Raw genomic sequence first — 26,218 nt, 5'->3', positions numbered from 1 at the left:
AAGATTCGTTTTAATAAAAAATCAGATAGCATGAGAGGTGCCTTCATGAAATTGTTTTCGTTTATAAAGAGGATGTATTTTTATATTTTTCTCTAGAACTATCGCTTATTCCCCAAAAGGAATTTCCTCGTCCAAAATTCCTCTTACAATAAATCGGGGCTGTCTAATAAGTCGATTTTCCGGCTTATAGACGCCCCTTTAATGTTTTAGAAACACTGATATATCAATGCTTATGATGATGTTTCGTTTTCAGTGGATTTTGACTTTCTGGACAGCCCCTGTCATCATTAAAACGGAAATTGACGCTCTTTTTCTTGAACTGAAACCCATTTTGTCACGGTAAATTCGTCGACAACCCATGGATTTCCGAAACGTCCTAAACCGCTTCCTTTGTTTCCGCCGAATGGAATATTTGGAGCATCATTGACTGTTTGGTCATTGATATGGGTCATGCCTGAATCAATGGACAACGCAAGCTGTTCCCCTCTATTCAAGTCGCTGGTGAAAATAGAAGAACTTAAACCATATTCGGTGTCATTTGCCATTTCAATCGCTTCTTCATCTGATTCAGCCTTAATGATTGTCGCGATGGGCGCAAAAACTTCTGTTTGCGCGAGCTTGCTTGAATTTTTGACATTCGTAAAGACAAATGGAGTGAGGACGTTTCCTTCTCTTTTCCCTTCTAAGACAAGTGTTGCGCCTTCCTTCTTAGCTTCTTCAATGTAGCTTAAAGCTTTTTTCAGCTGCGTTTCATTGATTAATGGTCCAATGACCGTATTGGGATCGGAAGGGTTCCCATAAGGAAGAGATTTTGCTCTGGAAACAAATTTTTCCACAAATTCATCGTAATGATCTTTATGAACGATAAAGCGATTGACGATCATACAAATTTGTCCTTGGTGGATAAACTTGCCGAAAACAGCGGCGTTCACTGCCTGGTCTACGTTGGCATCCGACAGCACGACAAACGGACTGTTGCCTCCAAGCTCCAGCGCAACCCGTTTCAAATTGCGGCCAGCAATTTCACCGATATGTCTGCCAACGGCGGTGGAGCCGGTAAAACTAATTAAGCGCGGAATCGGATTTGTCAACATTTCATCACCGATTTCAGGAATATCGGTTAAAATCATGTTGAAGACTCCTTTTGGAAGTCCGGCATATTCAAATGCTTTCGCAATGATCGAGCCTCCAACAAGACCTACCTGTATATCCGGTTTATGGACAACGCTGTTTCCTAATGCAATCGCAGGAGCGATTGTTCTCATCGATAAATTCATCGGGAAATTGAACGGTGATATTGATGAAATCACTCCGAGCGGAAGACGGTAAATTTTGTTCACTTTCCCTTCAATTGCACTTGGGACTTCCCTGACTTCATGTATGGCTCCTGCATAGTTCAAGGCTTCTTCGAGAACCTCCAGCGTCAAGTGCAATTCTACATTCGCCTTTAAAACAGTTCCGCCTGTCTCACGAGTGATAACGCTTACAATTTCATCCTGATGAGACTTTAAATATTCTGCTGCTTTTCGAATAACTTCCTTTCTTTCTTCAACAGACGATTTCGCCCATTTTTTTTGTGCCTGTTGAGCGATTTCAAATGCTTCTTGCACTTGTTCTCTTGTTGCTAAACGCACTTTTGTGATGAGGGAATTATCGTAAGGATTAACATCTTCAAATATGCTTTCGCTTTTTCCTTCAACCCATTGTCCGTTAATATAGCTTTTATTGTAGTTCTCAAATTTCTCCATTTGGTCCCCTCCTAAAAATTCCGAATTTTCAATCCAATTTTATTAGTTTATGGCGCGGCTGTCAATCATTAAGCATCATTTCATATTTTTCGTCCTGCTGTCATTGTATCAATTTGCTTGGCCCGCCATGAAATTGGCGAGCTTCTAAAAAACCTTTCATTGAGAACTGTAAGATTTTCTAGGAAGCTGCATCAACATAGCAGCTATGCTCCGTTTTATAGATAAATATGTTTCGCTGCCGACTTCCATTCCAACTCAAATCCCAAATATTTCTCGCTTTATTACGACAATGTTTAAATGATTTTCGAGTCATTTTTATTGAAATGGTTCAGAAGTTCCATTTGATTGTGCTTTTGAAAAGTGGATCAACTGTATATAGTTTTGTTCAAACATACTTTTTGGCTTCTTACATTCTAGCAAAATATTTTAAGCCGATGCATCAGCATGTTCCATTTTTACTGTGCATATAATACGGCAGTTACTTGCCTGGATCTAAAAAGCGGTGATTCAACTCTCCATAAAAATAAAATAAAGAGGATTCTCACCGCTTCCAAAAACTATCAAAACATGGTAAAATAAAAAGGAACATTTGTTCGTTTATTTTCGGTCTGCCTTTCGTCACGAATTCATGAAGGGATCAAGGGATGGAGGGTTATTTTTGAAAAGAAGATAAAAAAACATATAATGCTTTCTTTTGCTCATCATTTAAAGTAGAAAGAATATGTTCTACTTGATCATCAACAAGGGATATGTCCTCGTTATCGATCATTTTAAAAAAGCTTCCCATCGGTATATTAAATCTTTGGCAAAACTTTTGAATGAGGCTAATAGGAATTTCTTGTTCACCATTTTCGATTCTGGAAAGCCTTGGCTGAGAAATTTCCAAATCCTCGGCCAGTTGAACCATCGATATATTATACTTTTTTCGCACTTCTCTTATTTGTTCTCCGATTTTTTTATTGATTTCCATCTGTTACATTCCTTCTTTGCTACTTCATCTATAATATAGTTTAACGTTTTCCTATTTTACTTTCAATTCGTTTTGTATTACTATAAAAATGAATATTTTTTATTCATTTTTATCTTCAAAGGGTTGGGTGAGCATAGATGAACTTTGAGCAAGCTTTCAATGAATTCGCTTATAATCGAATTGAGCAAGCTTTGTTAAATCGACAAAACCGTGAGCTCAAAGCTCTATACAACGAGCTTGAAGAAAAGCTTAAAAAGCTGGGCATAGCCAAAAACGATTGCGATGATTTAAAAGGAACCATCTATTGTTTGATGGATACTCAAAATTTGCTAGTTTATAGGCAAGCACTTGCAGATGTCATTTCCTTTCTTATCAAACTGGAAGAAACAAAAGCGGGCACCGGCCAAAAATAAACAATTCTACGAAAATATTTCCCGTTCATGCTGATCAAAAGGGTTTTTGGGGGTCAAGATGTTGACAAATGAATTAAATCCTTCTTTCTATGAACATCGTAAATATTTTTCACTGCCTCTCTACATATTTAATAATGAGTATAAAAAAGACCATCATGAATCAATTATTGAACAGCATCTACATAAAAATGTAAAAAATAGGTATTTTCAAGTCCCGGAATTCGTTTTTAAAGAATTTGCCAAAGGAAATTTGTCTGAAGTGTGTGTCTGGATTTTATTGACTTGTTTTTATTTGCTCCATATAAACAAGAGAAACGGCTTTAACGAAGGGGAAATTTTGCGGCTCGTAATGGAAGCGAGGAAAAAGACATGTTCTTATCCATCATTAAAAAAATGCTTTAAGCATTGTGTTGCGGAGTTAAAGAGAAGCGGATGGATCGAGCAGAAAAACAGGCTAATCTTTCTGAAAATTTTTTGAGTATTCATTCTCTTTTTTTTAATTTTCTTGTTTGAGAGAAAAGAAAAACGCGGTTGTGAAACCGCATTTTTAAATAAAAGGGCGAAAATTATATCGTTTCAAAAAGGATTGAAACCATCTGCTTATTTTACTATTAAATCGACACCGATAACCCCGACGATGTCTCCGTTCTTATGAATGGGGAAGGAAATGGTGATGCACGGTTTTTTTGTAACAGCAGATGTATAGATGCTTGATATAAAGATTTTATTTTTACTAGCTTCGATAAACCAAGGACGGGCTTTTGCATTTATTAAGCCTGCAGGAGGGTTGGAATAAACGAATGTACCGTCCAGTCGATTCGACCAAATAGCTTCGATATGCTCGTTCTCCTCAAAAAATTGATCCAATGCTTTTTTATGAACATCCGCATCTAGTTCATACAATGGAAATTGTGATAAAAGATTCATCACTTTTTCTTTCATTTCGTTGATTTTTGCCAAATCTATTTCTGTAATTTGTTGAAGCTGATCCCTTTTGACTAACGTTTGCAGCTCTTTAGAGGTTTGATCCAATGTCTCGCTGATGGCAATCATCTCTTCAATATGCTGGTGCTGCTTATCCATATCTTCTGAAACTCTCAGTGCATATGTTTTATTTTCATGAGCCATATCTGAAATTTGCTTGAGCACCGTAGTAATTTCCTGTACATGATCACACTGCAATTCGACAGCGTCTTTCGAATCCGATACCATTGATGTGATTTTGCCCAACGATGTTTGAAAAGAATGGATAACATCAATTAAAGATAGTAATTCAGCCACATTCTTTTTCATCTGATCGTTTTCCGATTTTACCATTTTGGTCGAAAACTCAATTTCTGATTGAATCGAAGAAAGAATTTGATGTGTTTCTTCAACCGCATCATGCGTTTGGTTTGCTAAATTTCCAATTTCATTTGCAACGACCGAGAAGCTTTTCCCATGTATTCCGGCTCTTGCCGATTCGATATTTGCATTTAATGCAAGTATTTTTGTTTTTTGGGAAATCGCTCCAATCGAAGAAAGAATGTGATCCATTTGTTTGGAAAAAGAAACGAGCCGATCCATTTGATCAAGAATTTTCAAATGATTTTGCCGCAGCTGTTCCGTTTCTTCTTGTATTTTTTGCAGCTGCGTTTTCGATTTTACGAGCTGTTCATAAAATAATATACTTGAGGAATGTATCTCTTGAGAAGATGCTGTGATTTTCACAGCTGCCTCTTCAATTTTACGCATCTTTTCTGAAACGTTATTTGTGTCTTGCGCGGTCTGCTCAATATGCTCTAATAGCTGAAACGTGCTTTTTTTACTCGAGGAAGATCGTTCATCAAGGGAAACAGCGGTTAATTTCATTTGCTCAATGACGCCTTTTAATTGATCCGCAGCAACTTCCACCTGTGCCGCAAACGAATCCTCCATTTGTTTTTTTTGTCTATCTTCTTCATGATCCGCTGCTCGATTCCATTTTTTTAAAAACAGCATATTTATCACCTACTGTCTCCACTAATTTACTCTTTATTGTAACAAGCCGAACAAGAACGAAACATAATTTATGTCACATAATCTGACACAAAACATTTCAATATACAACCATTCGACAGATGCTACCTTTTTTCTCGTTTTTTCTTTATCATTGTTGAATTTTGCGCTTTCCCGAGAAATAATTTTTATTTACAAAAAAAATACTCTCCTTCCGTGCATAAAAGTCGGAGAGTTTATCAAACTGTTATTCTCTTTCATTCAAACTTTCCTGTTTGATAGTCGACGATTGCTTGCCGTATTTCTTCTTACGTGTTCATAACAAACGGACCGTAAGCTGTGACAGGTTCATGGAGAGGTTCTCCCGCATATAGAAGCAGCCGGAGTTTGTCTGTCGTTGTGACGGTTATGTAGCTTTCCTCTCCCTCAGCACCCTTTGTTAAAAACAGCACTTGCCCTTTTTCCCCTTTTGTTTTAGACGCACCAAACAAGCCTTTTCCTTCTAAAATATAAAGAAAACCATTATAGTTTTCCGGAAGATCTTGATGAACGGACGCATCAGGTTCCAGAATCATTTCCACCATCGTGACAGGAACGTAATTTTTTAGTCGGCGCTTGAATACCTTTTGACGAACCAGAAAAAATCCGAATCAACGCTCCTTTTTCTTTTCTAACTGGCCTGTCAGCACTTTTCAAATTTTGATAGCGGGGAGCGGTCAGTTTTTTTGAACTCGGCAAATTAACCCACAGCTGCAGACTGTGAACGGTAGATCCAGGTGCAGGATCTTCTTGATGGATTACTCCTCTTCCAGCAGTCATCCATTGAACATCCCCGGCTTTGCTTGCCATATCCATTTTTGTTATCAAAATGCTCCAAAATCCCGTCAATTACATATGTGACAGTTTCGATTCCCCGATGGGGATGAAGGTCAAACGTCCCTTGCTGAAAAATATCCTCCGCAAGCATTAAAATCGATCATATTCCTCCCAATTACCAGGTTCTAACACAAACCCATTAGTATGAGTCGGATTATTCGTTTGTAACGCAACATTTTTAATTTTGCGTATATCCCTTTCCATACAAGCCTTATCTATTTTCTGCTTTTTGCAAGTAATCAATAATCCCTTGCGCACAAATGCCCATATCGATTTTTAAATACTCGTGCACTTGATGATCTTCGGAAATATGTTTTTTCTTTAAGTAATCTTGCAGCGTGCTGTACAATCTATCAGATAGAAGCTTTGATCTTTCTTCAAACGGCAAGCTTCCATGCTCTTTTACAACCGCTTTGCCTTGATCTACAAAAATGTCCAGCCAATATTTTAGCTGTTTATAAACTTCCTCTGGATGCTCGCTCATGCCAAAATGACCGAAAAATATTTTCGAAACGTTTAATGCTTCGATTCTTTCACATGATTCAAGCATTTTATCCGGATCAAACTGGTTAGGAGAAGTAGACGGCAAATAAAACTCTAAGTCTGAATCTAAGAGCATTGAATAAAAAACTCCGATCGTGTCGCCGGTAAAGATGCCGTTGCTTTTGGAATCATGTATACAAAAATGGTGATTCGCATGACCTGGTGTGTGATAAAACGTCAGCACGCGATCATCGCCTACTTGAAGCGTTTCCAAATCTTCTTTTACAACTAGCTGGTCTTCTGGCACGGGCAAAATCGGATCAAACAATTTTTGAAATTGCTCCTCTCCATACACCATTTTGGCGCTGGCAATTAATCTGGATGGATCTTGCAAATGACGTTTCCCGCGGGGATGGACGAACACTTTTGCTTTTGGGCAATGTTTAAGGAAAAGCCCGACACCTCCCGAATGATCTAAATGAATGTGCGTAACAATGATGTTTTGAACATCCTTCGGATCAATTCCTAAACTATCAAGACCTTTTAATAAATATGGGACAGACGGGCTCGCGCTTGTTTCGATGATGGTCAGCTCTTTTTCGTGAAGAACGTAAGCCCCTGTTCTGTTTTCTAATCCTAAGTCAAAAAGATCAATTAATGTGATGTCATCGCCAATGTTTTGTACCTTCAATGTTATGTGACTCCTTTCTTTTATTTGCCTACTACATAATTCAACAAAAAAAGATTAATTTCCTTTTCCAAACTTTTTGTTGATTGGTTAAAATTTTTTGATGACAAATTTTTTATTTTAATATATAATATCAATGCTGACGTTTTTCGGGAAGTAGCTCAGCTTGGCAGAGCACCACGTTCGGGACGTGGGGGTCGCAGGTTCAAATCCTGTCTTCCCGACCATGGAGAAGTACCCAAGTGGTTGAAGGGGACGCACTCGAAATGCGTTAGGGCGGGCAACCGCCGCGTGAGTTCGAATCTCACCTTCTCCGTTTAAAAAACGCGCTTTTTAGCGCGTTTTTTTATTGCCGGAATTTGAATAATTGACCCTTTTAAAAATTTTTCAAAACAATTGATATTCTTATTTTCATAAAAACTGTTTCAGCAAGTTATGCAAAAAACCTGAAAAGCCTATTTAGTGCTTTTCAGGTTTTTTGCTTATCATTCCTCGATTGGAGCTTTTCTTCTAAATTTGCTTAATACTTCATAGACGATTGGAACAATGATGAGAGTCAGCAAAGTCGAGCTGGTCAATCCGCCGATGACGGTTAAACCAAGTCCTCTCGAGATCATGCCTCCATCTCCTTCATAACCTAATGCGAGAGGAAGCAATGCTCCAACTGTTGCCAGCGCAGTCATTAAAATCGGTCTTAGACGAGTTGCCCCTGCTTCAATGAGCGCATCTCTTGTAGAAAGTCCTTCACGCTCTTTATGAATGACACGGTCAATTAACACAATCGCATTCGTCACAACAATACCGATTAACATGAGCGCACCGATCAAAGCTGAAACGCTCAATGTTTCTCCCCCAAGCCATAGCGCTACAAATCCGCCGATGACGGTAAATGGAAGTGAAAATAGAATGGCAAAAGGCGCAAGTCCTTGACTAAACGTAACCACCAGCACAAAGTAGACAACAGCGATGGCAGCGAGCATAGCCAATCCTAATTGTGAAAACGACTCATTGATCTGTTCGGACACTCCACCTGTTTCAATGTTCACACCAGGCGGCAATTCTAAACCATCTATTTTCTTTTGAATGTTTGCATTTACTTGGCTAACGTCATTAGTAGTAATCTCTCCGCTGACTGATACTGCAAATTTTCCGTCGCGTCTAGTAATCGTATTGGATGTTTCGCCTTCTTTTACTTTCGCTACATCTCCAATTTTCACATTCATGCCAAGTGGGGACTGAATGGTTTTCTTTTTCATCTCATCAATCGAATCAAATGTTTGCTCTTCCCCTTCAATATAAACTTCAATGTCTTGACCTTCTTTTTGGATTGTTGTTAAAACCGGCCGTTCATGGTGTTGGCTTAATGCCATCGCAATTTGCCCAGCGGTCAATCCTAGCTTGCTCATCTTTTCTTGATCAACAACAAACGTGAACTCATCATAAGTTTTCGATAAACCTGATTCGACATTTTTCAAGTTTTTTTCATCTTCCAAGATTTTTTGCACTTTTTGGGCGACAGGCTCAATATCTTCCATCGAATCGCCAAACACATACAATGTGTACTCATTGCTTGCCATCATCATGTCAATGGTGCCCCAATCGCCTTTTTCGTTCGTTAATTCATTTAAGTCTTTAACAATTTTCTCCTTTTCTTTTTCAAAATTCGGTGTGTCATCTTCATACATAATAAAGAAAATGGCCTGATTTCGATTTCCAGGATTCATCGGATTTTCGCTTCCGACAGACAATTGAATCGTTTTTACATGATCACGGTCGACAAGGAAATCTTCTGCCTTCAATGCGATATCTTCTACTTCTTCCAGCGTTTGCCCTGGATCCGGATCATACGTTAAGATAACTTGCTTTTCTTGTTCATTCGGCAAAAAGCTTACACCGATGACAGGAATTAAAAACAGACTGGAGACAAGAAGCAGAATCGCAATCAATGATGTTATCCATTTATGGTTCAAAGACCAATTTAATATTTTTTTATAGTTAGTAACCAAAAAGCCAGCTTCCTTTTCTTTTTCGCCTTTCCGTTTTACTCCTTTTTTAAATAAAACGTGAGCAAGTGCCGGCACAATAGTAATCGCCACTAAAAGGGACGCTAAAAGCGAGAATACAATCGTAAGGGCAAACGGCATAAATAGCTGTCCGACCATCCCTTCGACAAATGCGAGCGGCAAGAAAACCGCTATCGTCACAATGGTTGAGGACATAATAGGAATAAACATTTCTTTTGTCGCTGCAATAATCAGCTCTTTCCCTTTTAACGGCTCCCCTTTTAATGTCATCCGTCTGTAAATATTTTCAATGACGACAATCGAATCGTCAATGACGCGGCCGATCGCCATTGTGATAGCTCCAAGCGTCATCATGTTCAACGTGATGTCCATTTCACGCAAAATGATTAATGCAATTAATATGGAAAGCGGAATTGACACCACGGAAATCAACGTTGAACGAATGTTGCGCAAAAACAGCAAAATGACAATAACTGCAAAAATCGAACCGAACAGAGCTTTATTCAGCATTGTTTCAACAGATTTTTCAATCGGTTCTGCTTGGTCCAGCGTTGAAACGACTCCGAGGCCTTTATATTCGTCTTTTAATTCATCCAATTTTTCTTTTACTTTATTTACGACTTCAACTGTATTCGCATCAGTAGCTTTTACAATTTGCAGTCCGATTGCTTCTTTTCCGTTCGTTCTTGATACGGATTCAGCTTTTCCGACGATTTCGATATCGGCAATTTCTCCTAATTCGACTGTTGGCAATTCAATGCTTTGCTGCTGGATCGCCTGATTTGGCGCTGCACCATTTGCTCCAGACAAACCGTTTGGCACTTGGCTCATTTGCGCCTCTCCAGCTTGCTGCCCTTGTGCTGATCCAGTGACTGGGATTTTAAGCTTTTTCAAATCGTCAATTGTCGTAATATTTCCGTCAACGACAACAGACTTTTCCGTGTCTTTAAATGTATAAAGACCTAATGGCGCACGGAGATCCGCACCTTGAATATAATCTTTTATTGTTTCCTCATTTAGCCCGAGCTCTTTTAATTTGTCTTGATGAAAAACAAGCCGCCCCTCTTCTACCTGCTGTCCAGAAGTTACAATGCTTTCTACTCCATCGATTCCTTTCAATTCAGGAACAATGATGTCTTCAACCAGTTCAGTTAATTCAGGAAGTGTTTTTCCTTCATCAAAAAAGCTCACTGTATAAACAGGGAAAGCGTTCATGCTAAATCTTGCAATTTTAGGCTCTCCTGCTCCATCCGGAAGTTCGACTTGTTCGATTGCCTTTTCAGCTTCCTCTTCTGCTCGTTCCATATCTTTTTCAAATTTGTATTCGATTTGAATAGAAGATGCATTTTCAAACGAATTAGAGCTGACGATTTCCACCCCGTTCAAATTGCGAACAGCTTCTTCAATAGGAACCGTCACTTTCTCTTGTACTTCTTCAGGGGTTGCACCTGGATATGTAGTCGTAACACTTATGATGGGAGTGTTTATGTCCGGGATCGTCTCCAGCTTCATATTAAATCCAGAAAATAGTCCCGCAAAAATTGCAATGATAGTTAAAATCCAAATAGCCAGTTTATTACGGAGCGAAAATTTAATAATGTTCTCCACCAAGTCCCATTCCTTTCATGAAGATTTGACAATTCTCCTTTTTTTATACATACTTATAGTAAGTTGACTATATAGTCATTATAATTGACCGGTTAACTAGTAGTCAACTAAACTAATAAAATTTTTTCCGACAATAAGGGGATGTTCATGTGAAAGAAAAAGAACGTTTAATCATTGAAGCTGCGATGAAGCTGTTTGCTCGAAAAGGCGTTTCTTCCACCTCCATCCAAGAAATTACCAATGCATGTGGCATTCCGAAAGGTTCGTTTTATTTTTATTTCAAGTCAAAAGACGAGCTGTTAATTAAATTATTGGAGCAGTTTTTTAGTCAGTTAAAGAAAAAAACGGAGCAAATCGGGGCAAATTACGAAGATCCAAAAGAGCGGTTTATTAAACAATTGTCTGTTCAATTAAAAGAATTTTTGGCGCATAAAGAAATATTTATTACGCAGATGCATGAAAATTTAAAAGAAAATAATGAAAAAATTGATTCGTTGTTACAAAACCTAAGAAACGATTTTTTTCATTTTTTAACAAACAATCTGAAAAACATTTACGGCAAGTCAATTGATAAGTATATAGCAGATGTAAACATTATCGTTCAAGGAATCTTTTTTTCATTCATTCAGTTCCTCATATTTGAAAATAGGGTGAGAGTAGATGAGGAAAAATTGGCAAAATACATTTTGCAAACAGCAGATGATTTAGTCAAAGGAATGCTGGCAAAACAAAATGACCCCATCATTCCAGCTGAGATCATGACCAAAATGTTCAATCATCCTCAATCCCCTAGCCATCCGTTGAACATTTTAAATGAGATAAAAGAAATGAGCCGTTCTATAATCGATGATGGACAGTTAAACATTACGATTGAAGTGTTAGAAGCTGAAATAACGGCTGAAAAGCCAAGAACTCCGGTCATTAAAGGAATGTTGTCAAATCTCCATGAATATCCTGAACTACGCTACTTGGCCAATCAACTAGCTGATTATTTTCAAATTAAATGAGCCTCTAAAGGGTTAATTCCTTTAGAGGCTGTATTTTTACTCCAGCTCCAACGCTTTTGTTTCTTGTCCAAACAATAGAACAGCTAGTGCTCCAATAATAATGGCAGCGCAAAAAATTGAAAAAATGGCTACCATGGAAACTTTGAGAGCGGCTAAATAACCAACTAATAAAGGTCCGAAAATGCCACCAATTCTTCCGAACGATGCGGCCATTCCAGCACCTGTCCCGCGAATTTCTGTTGGATAAAGCTCAGGTGTATAAGCATAAAGCGCTCCCCAAGCCCCTAAGTTAAAAAATGATAAAAAGATTCCAGATATTAAAAGCTCTGCCGTTGTATCGGAAAATCCGAAAAAGAATGCGCTCAGTGCAGTGCCAAATAAATAAAGAGAAAGAACAAATTTTCTACCAATTCGTTCAATGAGCCACGCCGCACTAAAGTATCCCGGAAGCTGTGCAATAGTCATAATAAGAACATACTCAAAGCTTTGCACTAAACTGTAGCCTTTCATCATCACAACGCTTGGAAGCCATAAAAACATCCCGTAATAAGAAAAAACAACAGAAAACCACAACACCCAAAGTACAGCTGTTTGTTTCACATATTTTTTTGACCAGACAGCTGCGATATTTTTCCATACATTTGATTTTGTTTGTATCGATTTGAATTTTTTTGAATCCGGAAGCTTCATGCGCAAATAAATCGCATAAAAAGCCGGAAGAGCTGTTAAAATAAGGGCGAGACGCCAGCCAAATTGAGGGATAACAAAATAAGATATAATTGCCGCGATCAACCATCCTGCAGCCCAAAAACTTTCAAGCAGCACGACCATTCTTCCCCGATCCTTTGTCGGCGAGCTTTCTGATACTAGCGTTGATGCTACTGGCAATTCACCCCCCAGCCCCATGCCGATAAAAAATCTTAACAGCAAAAATACTGCTAATGTGGTTGTAAAAGCCGACAGGCCGCTGCCGATCGAAAATAACAATAATGTGATAATAAAGACAGTTTTTCTGCCAATTTTGTCTGACAAGAGACCGAAGAAAAATGCCCCTACAGCCATGCCGATCGAGTTGATGCTCCCGATCCAGCTCATTTGTTCTGCCGTCAAATTCCAATCTTCTTTTAACGCGGCAATGATAAAAGATAAAATGCCGACATCCATTGCATCAAAAAGCCATGCGAGTCCCGCAATGCCTAATAGCTTTTTTGTTGACATCTCTTTCATCTTGTCAACTTCACCTCTTTCTGATGTCTTTACATATGTTTTGTTATATGTAAACTATATCATATTTTACATAATTGTCATGTTTTTTGTTTTATAAACGAAACATAATATTGTCCCACCGGCATATGAATCCTATAATCGCAATTTCAGACCATCTTTGCAGCGTTTCATTTATTGCAAAAGGTACAATTCCTTGAAATTTCTACTTTCAGAAAAATCCTTAACAACTAAAAAAGATCCACAGAAATCATTTATATATTCTGTAGATCTTCGCCATTTAAAAAGGAATAGGAGACAGCATTTTGTCTATAAAATTTTTATTTTTTGTTTTTTGTCCCATCTTCTACGTTATAGGCTTGACCATATGCTTCACGGGACGGTTCATATAAGTCATGTACATCCGTTCTTCTTTCGAGTTCCGTTTGTTCATGTGTACGTTTTTTGTTTTTAAACCACTTCATTCTTGCTCACCTCTCATATATATCATCATCTTCTTATTTATTGTTGCGAAATTTTTTACGTTTATTCGAAAATATGCATGCCATTCGCCAACCAGTTCTTTTTTTCATTTATAATGAAATTAATCGATTATGTTAGATTGAAGGTGACAGTATGGAGATCGAAGATATTATAAAGAAGGTTAAAAATCATACTCCGACGATAATTGGGATGGATCGTTTAGTAAAATTTGCGGTATTGCTTCCGTTTATGCGAATAAATGATGAAGTTCATTTGTTGTTTGAAGTACGCGCCAAAAAATTAAAAAGGCAGCCCGGCGAGATTTGTTTTCCAGGTGGGAAAGTTGAGCCGACCGATCACGATGCAAAACATACAGCTATTCGCGAAACATCAGAAGAGCTAGGTATTTCAGCCGATATGATTCAGCATGTATATCCGCTTGATTATGTGATGACTGCCTACGGAACGGTTGTTTATCCTTTTGTCGGCATGATCGATCCTGACGCTTCGTTAGAGCCAAACAAAGACGAAGTCGGCGAAGTATTTACAGTTCCTTTTCAATTCTTTTTAGAAACGAAGCCAGAAATTTATGAAGTTCATTTTCGGGCAGAACCTGAAGAAAATTTTCCTTATGAAAGCATCATCGGGGGAAAAAAATATAAATGGAATTCACCGAAAATAGAAGAACATTTTTATTATTATAAAGATAAAGTGATTTGGGGGCTGACAGCCCGGATGATCTACTATTTTATCGATATGCTAAAGAGCGAGCCATCCCTAAAATAGTTTTATGGGATGGCTGTTTATTTAAACTGTACCGTGAAACAATTCTTTTTTCCTCCACCCGCCGAGCCTAAAATATAAAAAGGCGAATAAGCTGGAAATAACAAAGCTGACGCCCATTCCGACACCGATGCCGTCTTCGCCGATCCAATTGGAAAAAAGGTATGTGAGCGGGTAACGCAGCACCCAAAACGAGATGATGTTTAAAATTAAGACTTGCATCATCGCACCAGATCCACGAACAACACCGTTTAACACAAAATTGATGCCAAGAAACGGATAGAAGAAAGCGACGATTTTTAAATAATTCACACCAAATTGCACCGCTTCTTCCTCCTGGATAAATAATTCCACACTAAAACGGGCGAAAAAGAGAATTAGCAATGATATCAAAACCATAATAGCTAAATTATACATCAATCCATATTGAGCAATTTTATAAACTCGATCCCATCGATTGGCACCGATGTTTATGCCTGCCAAGCTGTTGACAGCAGTTCCGAGGGCCATTGCGGGAAGCAAGATAATATTATCGAGCCTCTGAGCAGCGCCGAATCCGGCCAGCGCGTCTTCGCCAAAACTAGCTACAACGCTCATGATCGCCGTCACTCCAGCGGAAATGACCATCATTTGCATGCCGGACGGAACCCCGATTTTTAAAATAAGAGAAACTTCTTCTTTTTTCGGCATACGCGGCCATGTAAAAGGAACTAATTTGTAATGAATCGCCAAATATATTCCGAATAAAAAGGCGATCCCTTGGGAAATCACTGTTGCATAAGCCGCTCCGGCTATGCCGAATTGAAATCCAGAAATAAATAATGGATCTAAAGCGGCATTTAAAAGAACAGCCAAAACAACAAAATAAACCGGGGCTTTGCTTTCTCCAAGCGCACGCATCAATGTCGCCACAAAATTGTAGCCGAATAAGAAAATAATTCCAAGAAAATTAATTCGCAAGTATAAGGATGCATCTGCAACTAAACTGTCAGGTGTTCCAAGCAAAAATAAAATCCGTTCGGCAAAAATAAATCCAAAAACTCCAAGCAAAATCGATAATATAAACAGCGTGACAACAAAGGCATTCACATACCGTTTCAACCCTTGTTCATCGCGTTTTCCTTTTAATTGGGACAAAATCGTTAATGTTGCTTGGTTGATCCCGATAATGAAAGAAAGAATTGTGAAAATGACAGTTCCAGAGAGAGACACCACCCCTAATGCACGAGCCCCCAGCAAGTTTCCAACCCATAAACTGTCAATTATTTGATACGAAACTTGAAGCAAGTTCGTTAATAAAATAGGCGAGGAAAAAGTGATGAGCTGCTTTAAAATATTTCCTTCTGAGTAATCCGTCTGTTTCATCCAAGAATCACCTTTTTCTTTCATCTTACATTGACGCAGCCTTCGAATAAGCAAAGTGCCGCTAGGTGAAGGATTTACGACCACGTCCTGCTGAGGGCTTTTTTTGAACGAATGGGGCTCTCTTGCTTCCTTACCTTTTATCAAGATTTATTCTTCATATATCATTTTTTTCGTCATGCCGCCGTCAATAATAATATTTTCTCCCGTAATAAAATCGTTGTCGGGATGAGTTAAAAACAAACACGCTCTGGCAATATCATCCGGTTTTCCGACTCGCTTTGCAGGATGCTGTAGATGATCGCGCTCAGTAAGCAGTTCATAGTTGTTCGTTTCAATCCAGCCGGGGCTTATACAATTGACTCTGATTTTGTCTTCCCCCAATGAAATAGCTAAAGCGTGTGTTAAAGCAACGATGCCGCCTTTAGATGCAGCGTACGCTTCCGAATCTTTTTCAGACATGAACGCTCTTGTTGAAGCAATATTAATGATCGAACCTCCCCTTTCATTTTCTCGCATATATTTTGCCGATTCCTTTGCAAATAAAAATACGCTGCGAAGATTTGTTTGTAATATGTCATCCCATTCCTCAACCGTTAGCTCATAAAGAGATTTAAATCTTGAAACACCTGCATTGTTAATCACAATATCGATTCTTCCCGTTGTATGTTTGACCGTTTCTATTAATTTGATGACGTCCTTATGATTTTTGACATCCGTTTTGATAAACGTCGCTCCATATTCCTCAGCTGTTTCCTTTCCTTTTTGTTCATTCACATCCGCTATCACAACTGTTGCCCCTTCTTTTGCATAGGCGGAAACGATCGCTTTCCCGATCCCTTGTGCACCGCCGGTTATAATGACTGTTTTTCCTGCAAAGACCATGTCGATTCCTCCTCTTATCGTTTTTTAAAATCCTGCTCTTGTTTTCGATTACTTCCGTTGGAAATAACAGGGTCAGCCCCACAATATTGAAAATTTTCATTTAAAGATGGACTTTTTTCGTTGAACGCAGAAACCGTCTAAAGATCTTTTATGCAAGCTTTTTCCCTCCTTTTAGCTTCGGCTGCTTAAAAGGTTGGTTTCACCATCTTGTGTTCGAGCTACTAGTTCAATCTGGCTGCAAATCTGGAAGCTTGCAACCTTCCCCTCCCCTAAATCGAAAAAAGAGTCCCCCTTGAACCAGATTGACTGTTAGCTCAGAAGACACGCAGCCTGATATAAAAAGATCAACTCTACTCGCCTAAACGGAAGCGAATTAAGTATTTTGTATTGCCTTTTTTCGGCTGCAGATTTTTACATTTCTTCTATTTAGTCGCTTTTAGATAGCTCACTCATTTATTATATCATTTATAAACTTAATCAATTGACAACAACGTGCAGCATACATAAAATACAATTAAACAGATCGGAATAAAAGTCAGAAAGGAGATACCTTTGGCAATTAAATTGACAACTGTTTCCATCTTTGTTTTCATGATTATCTCATGGCTGTTTGGCATCTATTCGCTGTCAAAGTTTTACACACCAACAATCATCATCCCGATTTTTAACAATTATTATTGGTCTACTCCATTTGTCGGAATGTTAGGTTTAACTGTTTTCTTTTCCATCGTATCAGTAGCAGCATTTTTTATCTTGAAATATAAAAATTTTAGAAAACGAACCGCGATCTATTCTATAGCCTCCATTTTATGGATAGCTATTATCGCTGGGCAATTTAAAATTTTACAGTTTAATCTCGGGATTTGCCATTAACTTTATGATATTATTAAACTTTAACTCATTCTAACTGGACCAGGAGTGAAGAAATTGGAGAAGAAGCTAGAGAAAGCAACATTCGCCGGAGGCTGTTTTTGGTGCATGGTAAAACCTTTTGACCAGTGGGACGGCATTGAGAAAGTCATTTCTGGTTATACGGGCGGGCATGTTGAAAATCCTACTTATGAACAGGTCAAAACAGGGACAACTGGGCATTATGAAGCGGTACAAATCGAATTTGACCCATCGGTGTTCCCATATGAGAAGCTCCTTGAAATTTATTGGCAGCAAATCGATCCGACCGATGACGGCGGACAATTCCACGACAGAGGCAGTCAGTACAGGACGGCCATTTTCTATCATTCAAATGAGCAAAAAACGCTGGCAGAACAATCTAAACTCGCCTTAGCCAAAAGCGGAAAATTCAATAAACCGATCGTAACCAAAATTTTACCGGCTGCGCCATTTTACCCAGCAGAAGAATATCATCAAAATTTTTATCAAAAAAATCCAGAAGCATACAAAAAAGATCGGGAAATTTCCGGACGGGATGAATTTTTGCGAAAGCATTGGAAATAAAAATGATCGAAACAGTAAAATCTTACAATAGATTTTACTGTTTTTTTGAATGGCCATCACTGATCATGCATTCATTCAGCTTCCTGATTTCCGGACATCCAAACGCATTTGTGTAAACGATTCCATTTTGTGTGTCAATGCAGCCTCTCACTTCCAAAATGTTACAAACGAAATTTTGAAAACGTTTTACAAAAATGATTGACTATTTTTTTAGCATAACTTATTATTGTAATTGACAAAAAATTACGAATATTACCAAAGAAAGGGGATGGTACAATGGAAACATTCGGAAAGGAAAAAGAACAGGGGGAGCGCATTCTCGATTATGAGAAAATTGTTGCAACGAGCAAATTTCAACAGTTGATTAAAAAAAAGCGGAATTTTATTGTACCCATTATAATCGTTTTTCTCATCACTTACTTTTTATTGCCGATTCTCACGGGTTATACATCCATCTTGGAGCATAAAGCAATCGGATGGATTACATGGACATGGCTCTATTCGCTTGGTCTTTTTGTCATGGTTTGGGTATTCGCTACGATGTATGTAAAAAAAGCGGAAACATTTGACCAATTGGCGGAAGAAATTATTGAAGAAAATATAAAATAAGGGGGCTGCACTTTCATGAGTGTACCAGCATTCATTCTGTTTTTAATCATCCTTTTAGTCACGTTATATATCACGTATTGGGCTGCAAAAAGAACAAAAACCGCAAACGAATTTTACACAGCCGGCGGAGGCTTGACTGGGTGGCAAAATGGACTTGCGATAGCTGGAGACTATTTATCAGCCGCATCATTTCTTGGTATCGCAGGCGCCATCGCATTGAATGGATTTGATGGTTTCTACTACAGCATCGGCTATTTAACCGCATATCTCTTCGTTCTATTCATCGTTGCAGAGCCTCTCAGAAATTTAGGAAAATATACACTCGCAGATATGATCAACTCAAGATTCAGTGAAAGAAAAGTCCGTGCAACAGCTGCTCTTAGTTCCATCACAATTGTTATATTTTATATGATCGCACAGCTTGTTGGTGCAGGTGCACTCATTAAATTGTTATTGGGGATTGAGTATTGGATCGCCGTATTGATCGTTGGAGTCATGATGACCATTTACGTATTATTTGGTGGAATGACAGCAACTAGCTGGGTGCAAATCATAAAGGCTGTATTGCTTATGGCAGGAACGGTCATTATTTCATTCCTTGTTTTATTGAAATTTAACTTTAATATCGTTGGCATGTTTAACGAGATGTCACAAGCGACTCCACACGGCGAAAACTATTTACATTCAGGAATTGTATTTAAAAATCCGCTCGATTTACTTTCAATGATGCTTGCCTTAGTGTTGGGAACGGCAGGGCTTCCTCACATATTAATGCGCTTTTTTACCGTTAAAGATGCACAAACTGCACGTGCGTCAGTAGTTAATGCAACTTGGGTTGTCGGAATCTTTTATGTCATGACAATCTTCTTAGGATTCGGTGCAGCCAAATTTGTCGGTTCAGAAACGATTATAGCCGAAAATCCTGCTGGAAATATGGCGGCGCCGCTGCTTGCGAAAGCACTTGGAGGAGATTTCTTAATGTCCTTTGTTTCTGCAGTAGCTTTTGCAACAATATTAGCTGTTGTTGCAGGTTTAGTTTTGTCTGGTGCGTCCGCATTCGCGCACGACATTTATGGACAGATCATTAAAAAAGGAAAAGCTACGGAAAGACAGCAAGTGTTAGCTGCAAGATGGGCTTCTGTAGGCGTTGCCGCATTTTCAATCCTGCTAGCCCTTGGCGCTCAATCATTAAATGTTGCATTTCTTGTGTCTCTTGCGTTTTGTGTAGCGGCAAGCGCTAATTTGCCCGTCATTGTTTATACGATTTATTGGAAAAAATTTAACACTGCCGGAGCGGTCACTGCCATGCTGGCTGGTTTAATTACAGCGATTGTATTAGTGTCAATCAGCCCAAATGTCATTCATCCTGAAGCTGGAAAAGCCTTTTTTGTCGGCGATCCTATTTTCCCGCTGACAAACCCAGCGCTCATATCAGTACCAGCAGGTTTTATCGGTGGTTTGATTGGTACGCTTGTTTCCGCCAAGCGGGATGAGAAAAAATATGCTGAAGTGACGTTTAAAGCCAATACTGGATATAAAGAAGCCGAAATGTAAGCGCTTGAAAAATAGATGAAGGGGGTGTCTGATAAGTCGTTTTTACGGCTTATTGACGCCCCCATTAATGTTTTAGAAACGTTGATATATCGGTGTTGTTTTCAATGGCGATTTGACTTTCTGGACAGCCCCCTTCAACTTTAAAACATGAAAAAGCCCATTTGAAATCATTAAAAAATGGGCTTTCATAATTTCATAATGAAAAAAACAATCCGTTCTCGTGCTTCTTCTGAATCCTTTCTCTGTTTTATATGCGTCAAAACGAGATGAGCAGATCTTTGTTTCACACTTTCTGTATGTTGCTTCCCCTCATCTTTCCAGCAGTATTGGATCAGAAAAATTCGCCAAATCAAGTGAGATCATCTGAAAAATGCTTGAAAGACGCGGCAGTCGCGTCTTTCTAGAAATATGTGCAGCTATGAGGAAAATCTGTCCAATTTTTAATTTTTTGAAAAAGGGGGCGGTTAGTGACGTCAAATTTTCATAATGCCGCCTGTGCTAGCAGATGTAACCAGTTTGGAATAGCGAGCTAAGTAACCGGTTTTCACTTTTGGCTCAAAGCCTTTCCATTCCGCTTTTCGTTTGTTCCATTCCTCTTCTTTAACATGCACATCAATCGTCCGTTTTTCAATATCGATCACAATACGGTCTCCTTCTTTTACAAAGGCAATCGGTCCGCCTTCCGCAGCTTCAGGTGATACGTGGCCAATCGATAAACCGCGGGATGCACCGGAGAAACGTCCATCCGTGATGAGAGCAACTTTCGGTCCAAGACCCATCCCAACAATTTGTGATGTCGGCGCAAGCATTTCAGGCATTCCCGGGCCTCCTTTAGGACCTTCGTAACGAATGATGACAACATCCCCTTCTTTTACTTTTCCTTTCGCAATTCCTTCAAGCGCTTCCTCTTGAGAATCAAAAATTACGGCAGGGCCGTCAAAATGAGTGATTCCTCCTTGAACGCCGCCTGTTTTAATGATAGCGCCATCTGGAGCTAGGCTTCCAAATAATACGGCAAGTCCGCCTTTTTCAGAAAACGGATTATCAATTGGGCGAATAACGTTGTAATCTTTTACTTCGCATCCGGCAATATTTTCACCGAGCGTTTTTCCTGTTACCGTCATGCAGTCTAAATGAAGAGTTCCTTCTTTTTTCGTCAACTCATTTAATACGGCGGAAACTCCCCCAGCTGCATGTAAATCTTCAATATGAACATCAGATGCCGGCGCAAGCTTTGCTAAATGAGGCACTCTTTCCGCCACTTCATTGATCCGTTCAAGCGGATAATCAACGCCTGCTTCATTGGCAAGGGCTAAAGTATGCAAGACCGTGTTGGTCGAACCACCTAACGCCATATCTAAAGCAAATGCGTTATCAATTGCTTTTTCCGTCACAATATCACGAGGTTTTAAATCCATTTCGATCAATTTCATTAATTGTTTTGCCGTTTGTTTGACAAGTTCTTTCCGTTCAGGCGAAACAGCTAAAATCGTTCCGTTCCCTGGCAGGGCCAAACCTAATGCTTCAGACAAACAGTTCATTGAGTTTGCTGTAAACATGCCTGAACAAGATCCGCAAGTCGGACAGCCGTACATTTCAAGTTCTTTTAATCCGTTTTCATCTATTTTTCCTGATTGATAAGCTCCTACTCCTTCAAAAACTGAAGATAGGGAAATTTTCCGGCCGTCGCTTGTTCTTCCGGCAGCCATCGGTCCTCCGCTGACAAAAATCGTCGGAATGTTAATCCTCATAGCTGCCATCAACATACCAGGCGTAATTTTGTCGCAGTTCGGAATGCAGACCATGCCGTCAAACCAGTGTGCATTGACGACTGTTTCAACAGAATCAGCAATAATTTCTCGGCTTGGCAGTGAATAGCGCATGCCGATATGCCCCATTGCAATTCCGTCATCGACACCGATCGTATTAAATTCAAATGGCACGCCGCCAGCTTCGCGAATCGCTTCTTTTACAAGCTTTCCAAATTCTTGTAAGTGAACATGGCCTGGAATAATGTCCACATATGAATTAACAACCGCAATAAACGGTTTATCAAAATCTTCTTCTTTTACACCAGCTGCGCGCAACAAGCTTCGATGCGGTGCACGGTCAAACCCTTTCTTGATCATGTTGCTGCGTAATTGCGCCAAAATAAATCCCCCCGCTTTTAATTCCTTTTTTAATTTTCAATTAATTTTAATATTTAAATATTATACTACTATTTTATTTTTTTCACAAAGGTTTTTATTATGGCCTTTTTCATTAAAAAAAGAGGAATCGTATGAGCCGCTTCCTCTTGTCATTGCAAATAATCAATCTCCATCAAATAAATCCCCAATTCCGCCTAAAATGCTGCCTTCATCTTTGCCTCCACTTTGCGCGGCCAAAACTCTGTCAGCTAAACGGCTGAAGGGCAATGATTGTACCCAAACAGAACCCGGTCCACGTACGGTTGCGAAAAACAGACCTTCGCCGCCAAAGAATGCCGTTTTCACTTTGCCGACAAATTCGATATTGTAATCAACATCTTTTGTCATTGCTACTAAACAGCCTGTATCAATTTTAAGTTTTTCTCCTGGGAGCAAATCCTTCTGGATAATCGTTCCGCCTGCATGAAGAAAAGCTAATCCATCTCCCTCAAGCTTCTGCATAATAAACCCTTCACCGCCGAAAAATCCTGTCCCTAATTTCCGTTGAAATTCAACTCCGACGGAAACCCCTTTTGCAGCGCAAAGAAATGAATCCTTTTGACAAATGACCTTCCCGCCGAATTCCTTTAAATCAAGCGGAATAATTTTTCCGGGATACGGAGCGGCAAAGGAAACATGTTTTTTTTCCATCTGATGATTTGTAAACACTGTCATAAATAAGCTTTCTCCAGTAATCAAACGCTTCCCTGCGCCAACAAGTTTACCTAATAAACCTTTTGATTGATTACTTCCGTCACCAAAAACTGTTTCCATTTCAATACCATCGTCCATCATCATCATGGCGCCGGCTTCTGCTATGGCGCTTTCGCCAGGATCAAGTTCAATTTCGACAAATTGCATATCGTCTCCATGAAGTTTGTATTCAATTTCATGAGCGACCATAGTTTCACCCCAATAATTGTAATTTTTTGAATATGTAATATACTCATCATAGCTCTTTTTCATCCATATTGCCATAATTTTTTTAAGAATCTCTATGACCATAGAACCAGTGCATAATACCACTTTGAGCAATCCGTTCGATTTCTTTTTTCAATCGGGCTTCGGTGCAATATGAATGTTTTGTCCTAGGCAAGGAAAAAGAATTGCTTGCAGCAAAAAAGCCAAAGGATTAACGGCTGCTCAGTTAAACGATATATCTACTTCATTTGCAAAATGCAGATGTAAAATAAAGTTTGATAAATAATCGTCTTATATAAAATTGAAAGTTTGATCAAAAATCCTGTTTATTTAGAATTTATCCTTTAAAAAAGCAAAACAGAATTTGATCGAATTTAATCGATTTAGGAGCGAGAAAATCAGCCTCTAAATCCGAAAAAACTAATGAGGTATTGGTACAGCTCGAACAGTTAATACAGGGCTGACCAGTTTATAAAGATAATATAAAAAGTTAATTGATGAAATTATCTGAGTAATAGATTTTCGAATAAACTAACATCACTGGATATGGAATATTCGTTCTGGATCGCTGCTGAAATAATTTCGCAGAAGCAATTTGAGAAATTATAGATAATACCTTTTATTAGGTGTATTTTTATTTTTACTTCAACAAAGGAAAGCAGCTGCAAATGAATCTTATCGTGCAAATAATATAGAATGATTTCTTGTCTTTGATAAAAATTCCTATGTAAAGCTGGAAAATAGTATGTGAAACATACACTTCAACAATTCGGGGCTTTAGTTGAAAACATCTGAGCCTTCATCGTAAAAAAATTAAAGATTGAAGAGAGCTTTTTCGCCAAAAACAAATGCTCAATCCCTATCATGTGCAGAACTTCCATTTTCGGATTCTCACTTATTTAATCACATTTACTTTCTCTGCAGCCGTGAAAGGCTGTAATCATAAATATCTTCATGTCAACATAAAGTAGGGCATCGAAACTTCCAGCGCTCAAAACAATTGATGTCCTCCCCCTCCTAGCTTTATGTTCAGTCAACTTTTTCCAATACTAATTCAAGACAAATCCGAGCATTCGCTCCTAAATTGCTCGTCATTCTTTGTCGATAACTTTTACGGTCGTAAAATCGGCAAAATAATGGAGCCCTGAACAGCTCGGAATTTTCAGATCTATCAATCAACATCAAGTCCGTTGTTCCTCTAAAAGCCGTTTATGAATCCAAATCGCTGCTTGGATTCCATCCCCCATTGCGATTGCAGCTTGTTCCGAGTGAGCCGCAACGTCTCCGGCTGCCCAAACATTTTGGACGCTCGTTTCTTTCGTCCGTGCATGGATGACTAGATGCTTATTTTCTAATCGCTCGGCGCCGAGCTGAGCGGCAAGATCTGAATGAACGCGATTGCCGCCAAATCCGAGGAAGCCTCTATCCGCCAAAAGGCGTCTTCCGCTTTCCAATTCAACTCCCTTAAACCATTCACCGTCTCTCATCACTTTCGTTAACCGTTCTTTTATGTATTCGATATTTTTATTAGAAAGTTCATTTTTTAATGCAGCATTAATTTCTTCTCCATCATGATTCACGTACTGAATGTCTTTCGTCCAGTACGTTAGTGAGAGAGCCAGCTTCGCTCCTGCTTTTCCTGCCCCCATTACAATGACCGATTTCCCATCTACTTCATATCCATCGCAATCAGGGCAAACATATACCGAAATGCCTAAACAATGCTTTATTTCTGACAGCACTTCTGGTATGCGGTCGGTAACCCCTGTTGCAATCAGCAATTTTTTTGTTTTGTATATGCTGCGATCGTCCGTTTCGATAAGGAAATCTTTTCCTTGCTTTTCGACTTTTGCTGCCAGCTTTTTCAAAAATTTTACTCCGTATTTTTCTGCATGTTCTCTTCCAAGAGTACGCAGTGTCTGTCCGCTTACCCCGTCAGGCCACCCTAACAAATTATGATAGCTTCTGCATAGCATCGATCTTCCGTTCATCTTGTCGATGACTAAAACATTATGTTTATACCTTCCAAGCATAATGGCCGCAGATAAACCGGCGATCCCGCCGCCAACAATGATGCAATCGTATGTTTTCACTTTTCCACCCTTTCAGTCAACCTTGCAAAAAAGGCGTTAATGTTTTGATCATTTCAGCTATTTTTTTTCTATTTTTTATATACATGTTTTTCGCTTCCGTATTTTCAGTTTGCAGAGCGTATAATTCAAAATCTGCCTCCACTTTTTTAAGGGATGAAAGAAGAAGCTGTTTTTCAACAGGTTCAGGCACTTTTACTTTATCATCATATAAATCAACAGTGAGTTGTCCATATGAATCGACTTGGGCTAAAAAAACATTCTCGACGGCGACTCCTAATTGATCGAGTTTTTCTTTCAGCCATCTTCGATTCAAACCGGTCGTTGAAAGAGCTTCGTCCATAATTTTTCCGTCCATTATGACGGTTTGCGGTTCTTTAACAGGGGCAACGTTCGTTTTGATATCTCCTACCGTTATAGGCTGTTTTTCTTTTTTTAACAAAATACTCAGTTCACCAGTAGTTTCCAAAATAGCAAATTCCACATCACTGGCATGATGGACATTATTTTTCCTCAATTGTTCCAACAAAGCGGCCAAAGGATATTTTTCTTTCTTTAAATTTTCCTCCATGATTTTTCCGTTTTTAATAAAAACGGTCGGTTTTCCTTCAATAAATTGCTGAAACGACGGACTTTTCATGGAAATGAATGAAATAATAACCGGAATCATCACCCATATGGCAATGCTGATAATACCGTTTGTTAAATTTAAATTCGTATCCATTGACAGTGTCCCGGCAATGTCACCAATGGTAATGCCGACGACGTATTCAAAAAAGGAAAGCTTGGAAAGCTGTTTTTTTCCCAATAGTTTGGAAATGAAAAATAATCCAGCTATTATGGCAAGTGAACGAATAATGACTTCAACCCACTCTGGCATGTTCATCCCT

The 26,218-nt window shown here is 38.9% G+C and carries 21 protein-coding genes, 2 tRNA genes and 1 pseudogene; 10 read left to right on the top strand and 14 right to left on the bottom strand.

Annotated elements, in window-relative coordinates; genetic code table 11:
* Positions 1 to 287: 287 nt before the first annotated feature.
* Together NSS70_RS09620 and NSS70_RS09615 are read right to left on the bottom strand one after the other, a co-directional pair.
* Positions 288 to 1,748 carry an aldehyde dehydrogenase family protein gene (locus tag NSS70_RS09620; protein WP_066246629.1) on the bottom strand — a complete coding sequence of 487 codons (1,461 nt, stop codon included), beginning with the start codon at positions 1,746 to 1,748 and terminating at the stop codon, positions 288 to 290.
* A gap of 652 nt (positions 1,749 to 2,400) precedes the next feature.
* Positions 2,401 to 2,718 (bottom strand): helix-turn-helix domain-containing protein, encoded by a 318-nt coding sequence (locus NSS70_RS09615; RefSeq protein WP_063389580.1) that lies wholly within the window; start codon positions 2,716 to 2,718, stop codon positions 2,401 to 2,403.
* A 137-nt stretch (positions 2,719 to 2,855) separates the two neighbouring features.
* On the opposite strand from NSS70_RS09615, the gene NSS70_RS09610 reads away from it, so the two are divergent.
* Together NSS70_RS09610 and NSS70_RS09605 are read left to right on the top strand one after the other, a co-directional pair.
* Positions 2,856 to 3,131, top strand: coding sequence for a hypothetical protein (locus tag NSS70_RS09610; RefSeq protein ID WP_063389581.1), 276 nt, complete (start codon positions 2,856 to 2,858; stop codon positions 3,129 to 3,131).
* Positions 3,132 to 3,189: 58 nt separating this feature from the next.
* Positions 3,190 to 3,609, top strand: coding sequence for a hypothetical protein (locus NSS70_RS09605; RefSeq protein WP_339211442.1), 420 nt, complete (start codon positions 3,190 to 3,192; stop codon positions 3,607 to 3,609).
* 122 nt (positions 3,610 to 3,731) lie between these two features.
* Here NSS70_RS09605 and NSS70_RS09600 read toward each other — a convergent pair whose 3' ends face one another.
* The 3 genes and pseudogenes from NSS70_RS09600 to NSS70_RS09590 all read right to left on the bottom strand — a co-directional run bounded on the left by NSS70_RS09600 (position 3,732) and on the right by NSS70_RS09590 (position 7,164).
* The gene (locus NSS70_RS09600) at positions 3,732 to 5,111 is read right to left on the bottom strand and encodes a methyl-accepting chemotaxis protein (protein ID WP_066246625.1); all 1,380 of its coding nucleotides are present in this window, start codon (positions 5,109 to 5,111) and stop codon (positions 3,732 to 3,734) included.
* A 305-nt stretch (positions 5,112 to 5,416) separates the two neighbouring features.
* Positions 5,417 to 6,188 (bottom strand): annotated as a pseudogene (locus NSS70_RS09595) (pirin family protein).
* A gap of 7 nt (positions 6,189 to 6,195) precedes the next feature.
* Positions 6,196 to 7,164, bottom strand: a complete 969-nt coding sequence (locus tag NSS70_RS09590; RefSeq protein WP_133309079.1) for an MBL fold metallo-hydrolase — start codon at positions 7,162 to 7,164, stop codon at positions 6,196 to 6,198.
* 141 nt (positions 7,165 to 7,305) lie between these two features.
* On the opposite strand from NSS70_RS09590, the gene NSS70_RS09585 reads away from it, so the two are divergent.
* Together NSS70_RS09585 and NSS70_RS09580 are read left to right on the top strand one after the other, a co-directional pair.
* Positions 7,306 to 7,382, top strand: a tRNA-Pro gene (locus NSS70_RS09585).
* A gap of 1 nt (position 7,383) precedes the next feature.
* Positions 7,384 to 7,471 (top strand) — tRNA-Ser (locus tag NSS70_RS09580).
* 169 nt (positions 7,472 to 7,640) lie between these two features.
* Here NSS70_RS09580 and NSS70_RS09575 read toward each other — a convergent pair.
* Entirely contained in the window at positions 7,641 to 10,787 is a 3,147-nt protein-coding gene (locus NSS70_RS09575) for an efflux RND transporter permease subunit (protein ID WP_340881370.1), read from the bottom strand.
* Positions 10,788 to 10,936: 149 nt separating this feature from the next.
* On the opposite strand from NSS70_RS09575, the gene NSS70_RS09570 reads away from it, so the two are divergent.
* Complete coding sequence (locus NSS70_RS09570; protein WP_063389586.1) at positions 10,937 to 11,794, top strand: TetR/AcrR family transcriptional regulator; 858 nt, start codon at positions 10,937 to 10,939, stop codon at positions 11,792 to 11,794.
* A gap of 36 nt (positions 11,795 to 11,830) precedes the next feature.
* Here NSS70_RS09570 and NSS70_RS09565 read toward each other — a convergent pair whose 3' ends face one another.
* The gene (locus tag NSS70_RS09565) at positions 11,831 to 13,021 is read right to left on the bottom strand and encodes an MFS transporter (RefSeq protein ID WP_063389587.1); all 1,191 of its coding nucleotides are present in this window, start codon (positions 13,019 to 13,021) and stop codon (positions 11,831 to 11,833) included.
* Between the two features lie 317 nt (positions 13,022 to 13,338).
* Complete coding sequence (locus NSS70_RS09560) at positions 13,339 to 13,482, bottom strand: hypothetical protein (RefSeq protein WP_158640157.1); 144 nt, start codon at positions 13,480 to 13,482, stop codon at positions 13,339 to 13,341.
* A 151-nt stretch (positions 13,483 to 13,633) separates the two neighbouring features.
* Here NSS70_RS09560 and NSS70_RS09555 point away from each other — a divergent pair, with 151 nt between their 5' ends.
* On the top strand, positions 13,634 to 14,266 hold the full coding sequence (locus tag NSS70_RS09555; RefSeq protein ID WP_130157232.1) for an NUDIX hydrolase: 633 nt from the start codon (positions 13,634 to 13,636) through the stop codon (positions 14,264 to 14,266).
* A 21-nt stretch (positions 14,267 to 14,287) separates the two neighbouring features.
* On the opposite strand, the gene NSS70_RS09550 is transcribed toward NSS70_RS09555, so the two are convergent.
* Both NSS70_RS09550 and NSS70_RS09545 read right to left on the bottom strand, forming a co-directional pair.
* Positions 14,288 to 15,628, bottom strand: a complete 1,341-nt coding sequence (locus tag NSS70_RS09550) for an MATE family efflux transporter (RefSeq protein WP_340882500.1) — start codon at positions 15,626 to 15,628, stop codon at positions 14,288 to 14,290.
* A gap of 147 nt (positions 15,629 to 15,775) precedes the next feature.
* Entirely contained in the window at positions 15,776 to 16,510 is a 735-nt protein-coding gene (locus NSS70_RS09545) for an SDR family NAD(P)-dependent oxidoreductase (RefSeq protein WP_066246619.1), read from the bottom strand.
* A 552-nt stretch (positions 16,511 to 17,062) separates the two neighbouring features.
* Here NSS70_RS09545 and NSS70_RS09540 point away from each other — a divergent pair.
* The 4 genes from NSS70_RS09540 to NSS70_RS09525 all read left to right on the top strand — a co-directional run bounded on the left by NSS70_RS09540 (position 17,063) and on the right by NSS70_RS09525 (position 20,128).
* Complete coding sequence (locus NSS70_RS09540; protein WP_311067256.1) at positions 17,063 to 17,383, top strand: hypothetical protein; 321 nt, start codon at positions 17,063 to 17,065, stop codon at positions 17,381 to 17,383.
* 54 nt (positions 17,384 to 17,437) lie between these two features.
* Positions 17,438 to 17,965, top strand: a complete 528-nt coding sequence (msrA, locus tag NSS70_RS09535) for a peptide-methionine (S)-S-oxide reductase MsrA (RefSeq protein WP_340881367.1) — start codon at positions 17,438 to 17,440, stop codon at positions 17,963 to 17,965.
* 276 nt (positions 17,966 to 18,241) lie between these two features.
* Positions 18,242 to 18,574 carry a DUF485 domain-containing protein gene (locus NSS70_RS09530; protein WP_311067255.1) on the top strand — a complete coding sequence of 111 codons (333 nt, stop codon included), beginning with the start codon at positions 18,242 to 18,244 and terminating at the stop codon, positions 18,572 to 18,574.
* A gap of 15 nt (positions 18,575 to 18,589) precedes the next feature.
* Complete coding sequence (locus NSS70_RS09525) at positions 18,590 to 20,128, top strand: solute symporter family protein (RefSeq protein WP_094245693.1); 1,539 nt, start codon at positions 18,590 to 18,592, stop codon at positions 20,126 to 20,128.
* Between the two features lie 473 nt (positions 20,129 to 20,601).
* Here NSS70_RS09525 and ilvD read toward each other — a convergent pair whose 3' ends face one another.
* From ilvD to NSS70_RS09505, 4 genes are all read right to left on the bottom strand, one after another.
* Positions 20,602 to 22,278, bottom strand: a complete 1,677-nt coding sequence (gene ilvD / locus NSS70_RS09520; RefSeq protein ID WP_063389594.1) for a dihydroxy-acid dehydratase — start codon at positions 22,276 to 22,278, stop codon at positions 20,602 to 20,604.
* A 162-nt stretch (positions 22,279 to 22,440) separates the two neighbouring features.
* Complete coding sequence (locus NSS70_RS09515) at positions 22,441 to 23,220, bottom strand: TIGR00266 family protein (protein WP_063389744.1); 780 nt, start codon at positions 23,218 to 23,220, stop codon at positions 22,441 to 22,443.
* A gap of 1,199 nt (positions 23,221 to 24,419) precedes the next feature.
* The gene (locus NSS70_RS09510) at positions 24,420 to 25,331 is read right to left on the bottom strand and encodes an NAD(P)/FAD-dependent oxidoreductase (protein WP_340881365.1); all 912 of its coding nucleotides are present in this window, start codon (positions 25,329 to 25,331) and stop codon (positions 24,420 to 24,422) included.
* A 16-nt stretch (positions 25,332 to 25,347) separates the two neighbouring features.
* The gene (locus NSS70_RS09505) at positions 25,348 to 26,208 is read right to left on the bottom strand and encodes a DUF421 domain-containing protein (RefSeq protein WP_066246610.1); all 861 of its coding nucleotides are present in this window, start codon (positions 26,206 to 26,208) and stop codon (positions 25,348 to 25,350) included.
* Positions 26,209 to 26,218 lie beyond the last annotated feature (10 nt).

Source organism: Aeribacillus sp. FSL K6-2848, assembly GCF_038004325.1.
Taxonomy (GTDB): domain Bacteria; phylum Bacillota; class Bacilli; order Bacillales; family Aeribacillaceae; genus Aeribacillus; species Aeribacillus composti.
This window is presented reverse-complemented; position numbering and strand designations above follow the sequence as displayed.

What these genes read in the sequence shown, in the direction of transcription:
- NSS70_RS09620 (WP_066246629.1), bottom strand. Translation starts at nt 1,748, where the DNA reads ATGGAGAAATTTGAGAACTACAATAAAAGCTATATTAACGGACAATGG.
- NSS70_RS09615 (WP_063389580.1), bottom strand. Translation starts at nt 2,718, where the DNA reads ATGGAAATCAATAAAAAAATCGGAGAACAAATAAGAGAAGTGCGAAAA.
- NSS70_RS09610 (WP_063389581.1), top strand. Translation starts at nt 2,856, where the DNA reads ATGAACTTTGAGCAAGCTTTCAATGAATTCGCTTATAATCGAATTGAG.
- NSS70_RS09605 (WP_339211442.1), top strand. Translation starts at nt 3,190, where the DNA reads ATGTTGACAAATGAATTAAATCCTTCTTTCTATGAACATCGTAAATAT.
- NSS70_RS09600 (WP_066246625.1), bottom strand. Translation starts at nt 5,111, where the DNA reads ATGCTGTTTTTAAAAAAATGGAATCGAGCAGCGGATCATGAAGAAGAT.
- NSS70_RS09565 (WP_063389587.1), bottom strand. Translation starts at nt 13,021, where the DNA reads ATGAAAGAGATGTCAACAAAAAAGCTATTAGGCATTGCGGGACTCGCA.
- NSS70_RS09560 (WP_158640157.1), bottom strand. Translation starts at nt 13,482, where the DNA reads ATGAAGTGGTTTAAAAACAAAAAACGTACACATGAACAAACGGAACTC.
- NSS70_RS09555 (WP_130157232.1), top strand. Translation starts at nt 13,634, where the DNA reads ATGGAGATCGAAGATATTATAAAGAAGGTTAAAAATCATACTCCGACG.
- NSS70_RS09550 (WP_340882500.1), bottom strand. Translation starts at nt 15,628, where the DNA reads ATGAAACAGACGGATTACTCAGAAGGAAATATTTTAAAGCAGCTCATC.
- NSS70_RS09545 (WP_066246619.1), bottom strand. Translation starts at nt 16,510, where the DNA reads ATGGTCTTTGCAGGAAAAACAGTCATTATAACCGGCGGTGCACAAGGG.
- NSS70_RS09530 (WP_311067255.1), top strand. Translation starts at nt 18,242, where the DNA reads ATGGAAACATTCGGAAAGGAAAAAGAACAGGGGGAGCGCATTCTCGAT.
- NSS70_RS09525 (WP_094245693.1), top strand. Translation starts at nt 18,590, where the DNA reads ATGAGTGTACCAGCATTCATTCTGTTTTTAATCATCCTTTTAGTCACG.
- NSS70_RS09515 (WP_063389744.1), bottom strand. Translation starts at nt 23,220, where the DNA reads ATGGTCGCTCATGAAATTGAATACAAACTTCATGGAGACGATATGCAA.
- NSS70_RS09505 (WP_066246610.1), bottom strand. Translation starts at nt 26,208, where the DNA reads ATGCCAGAGTGGGTTGAAGTCATTATTCGTTCACTTGCCATAATAGCT.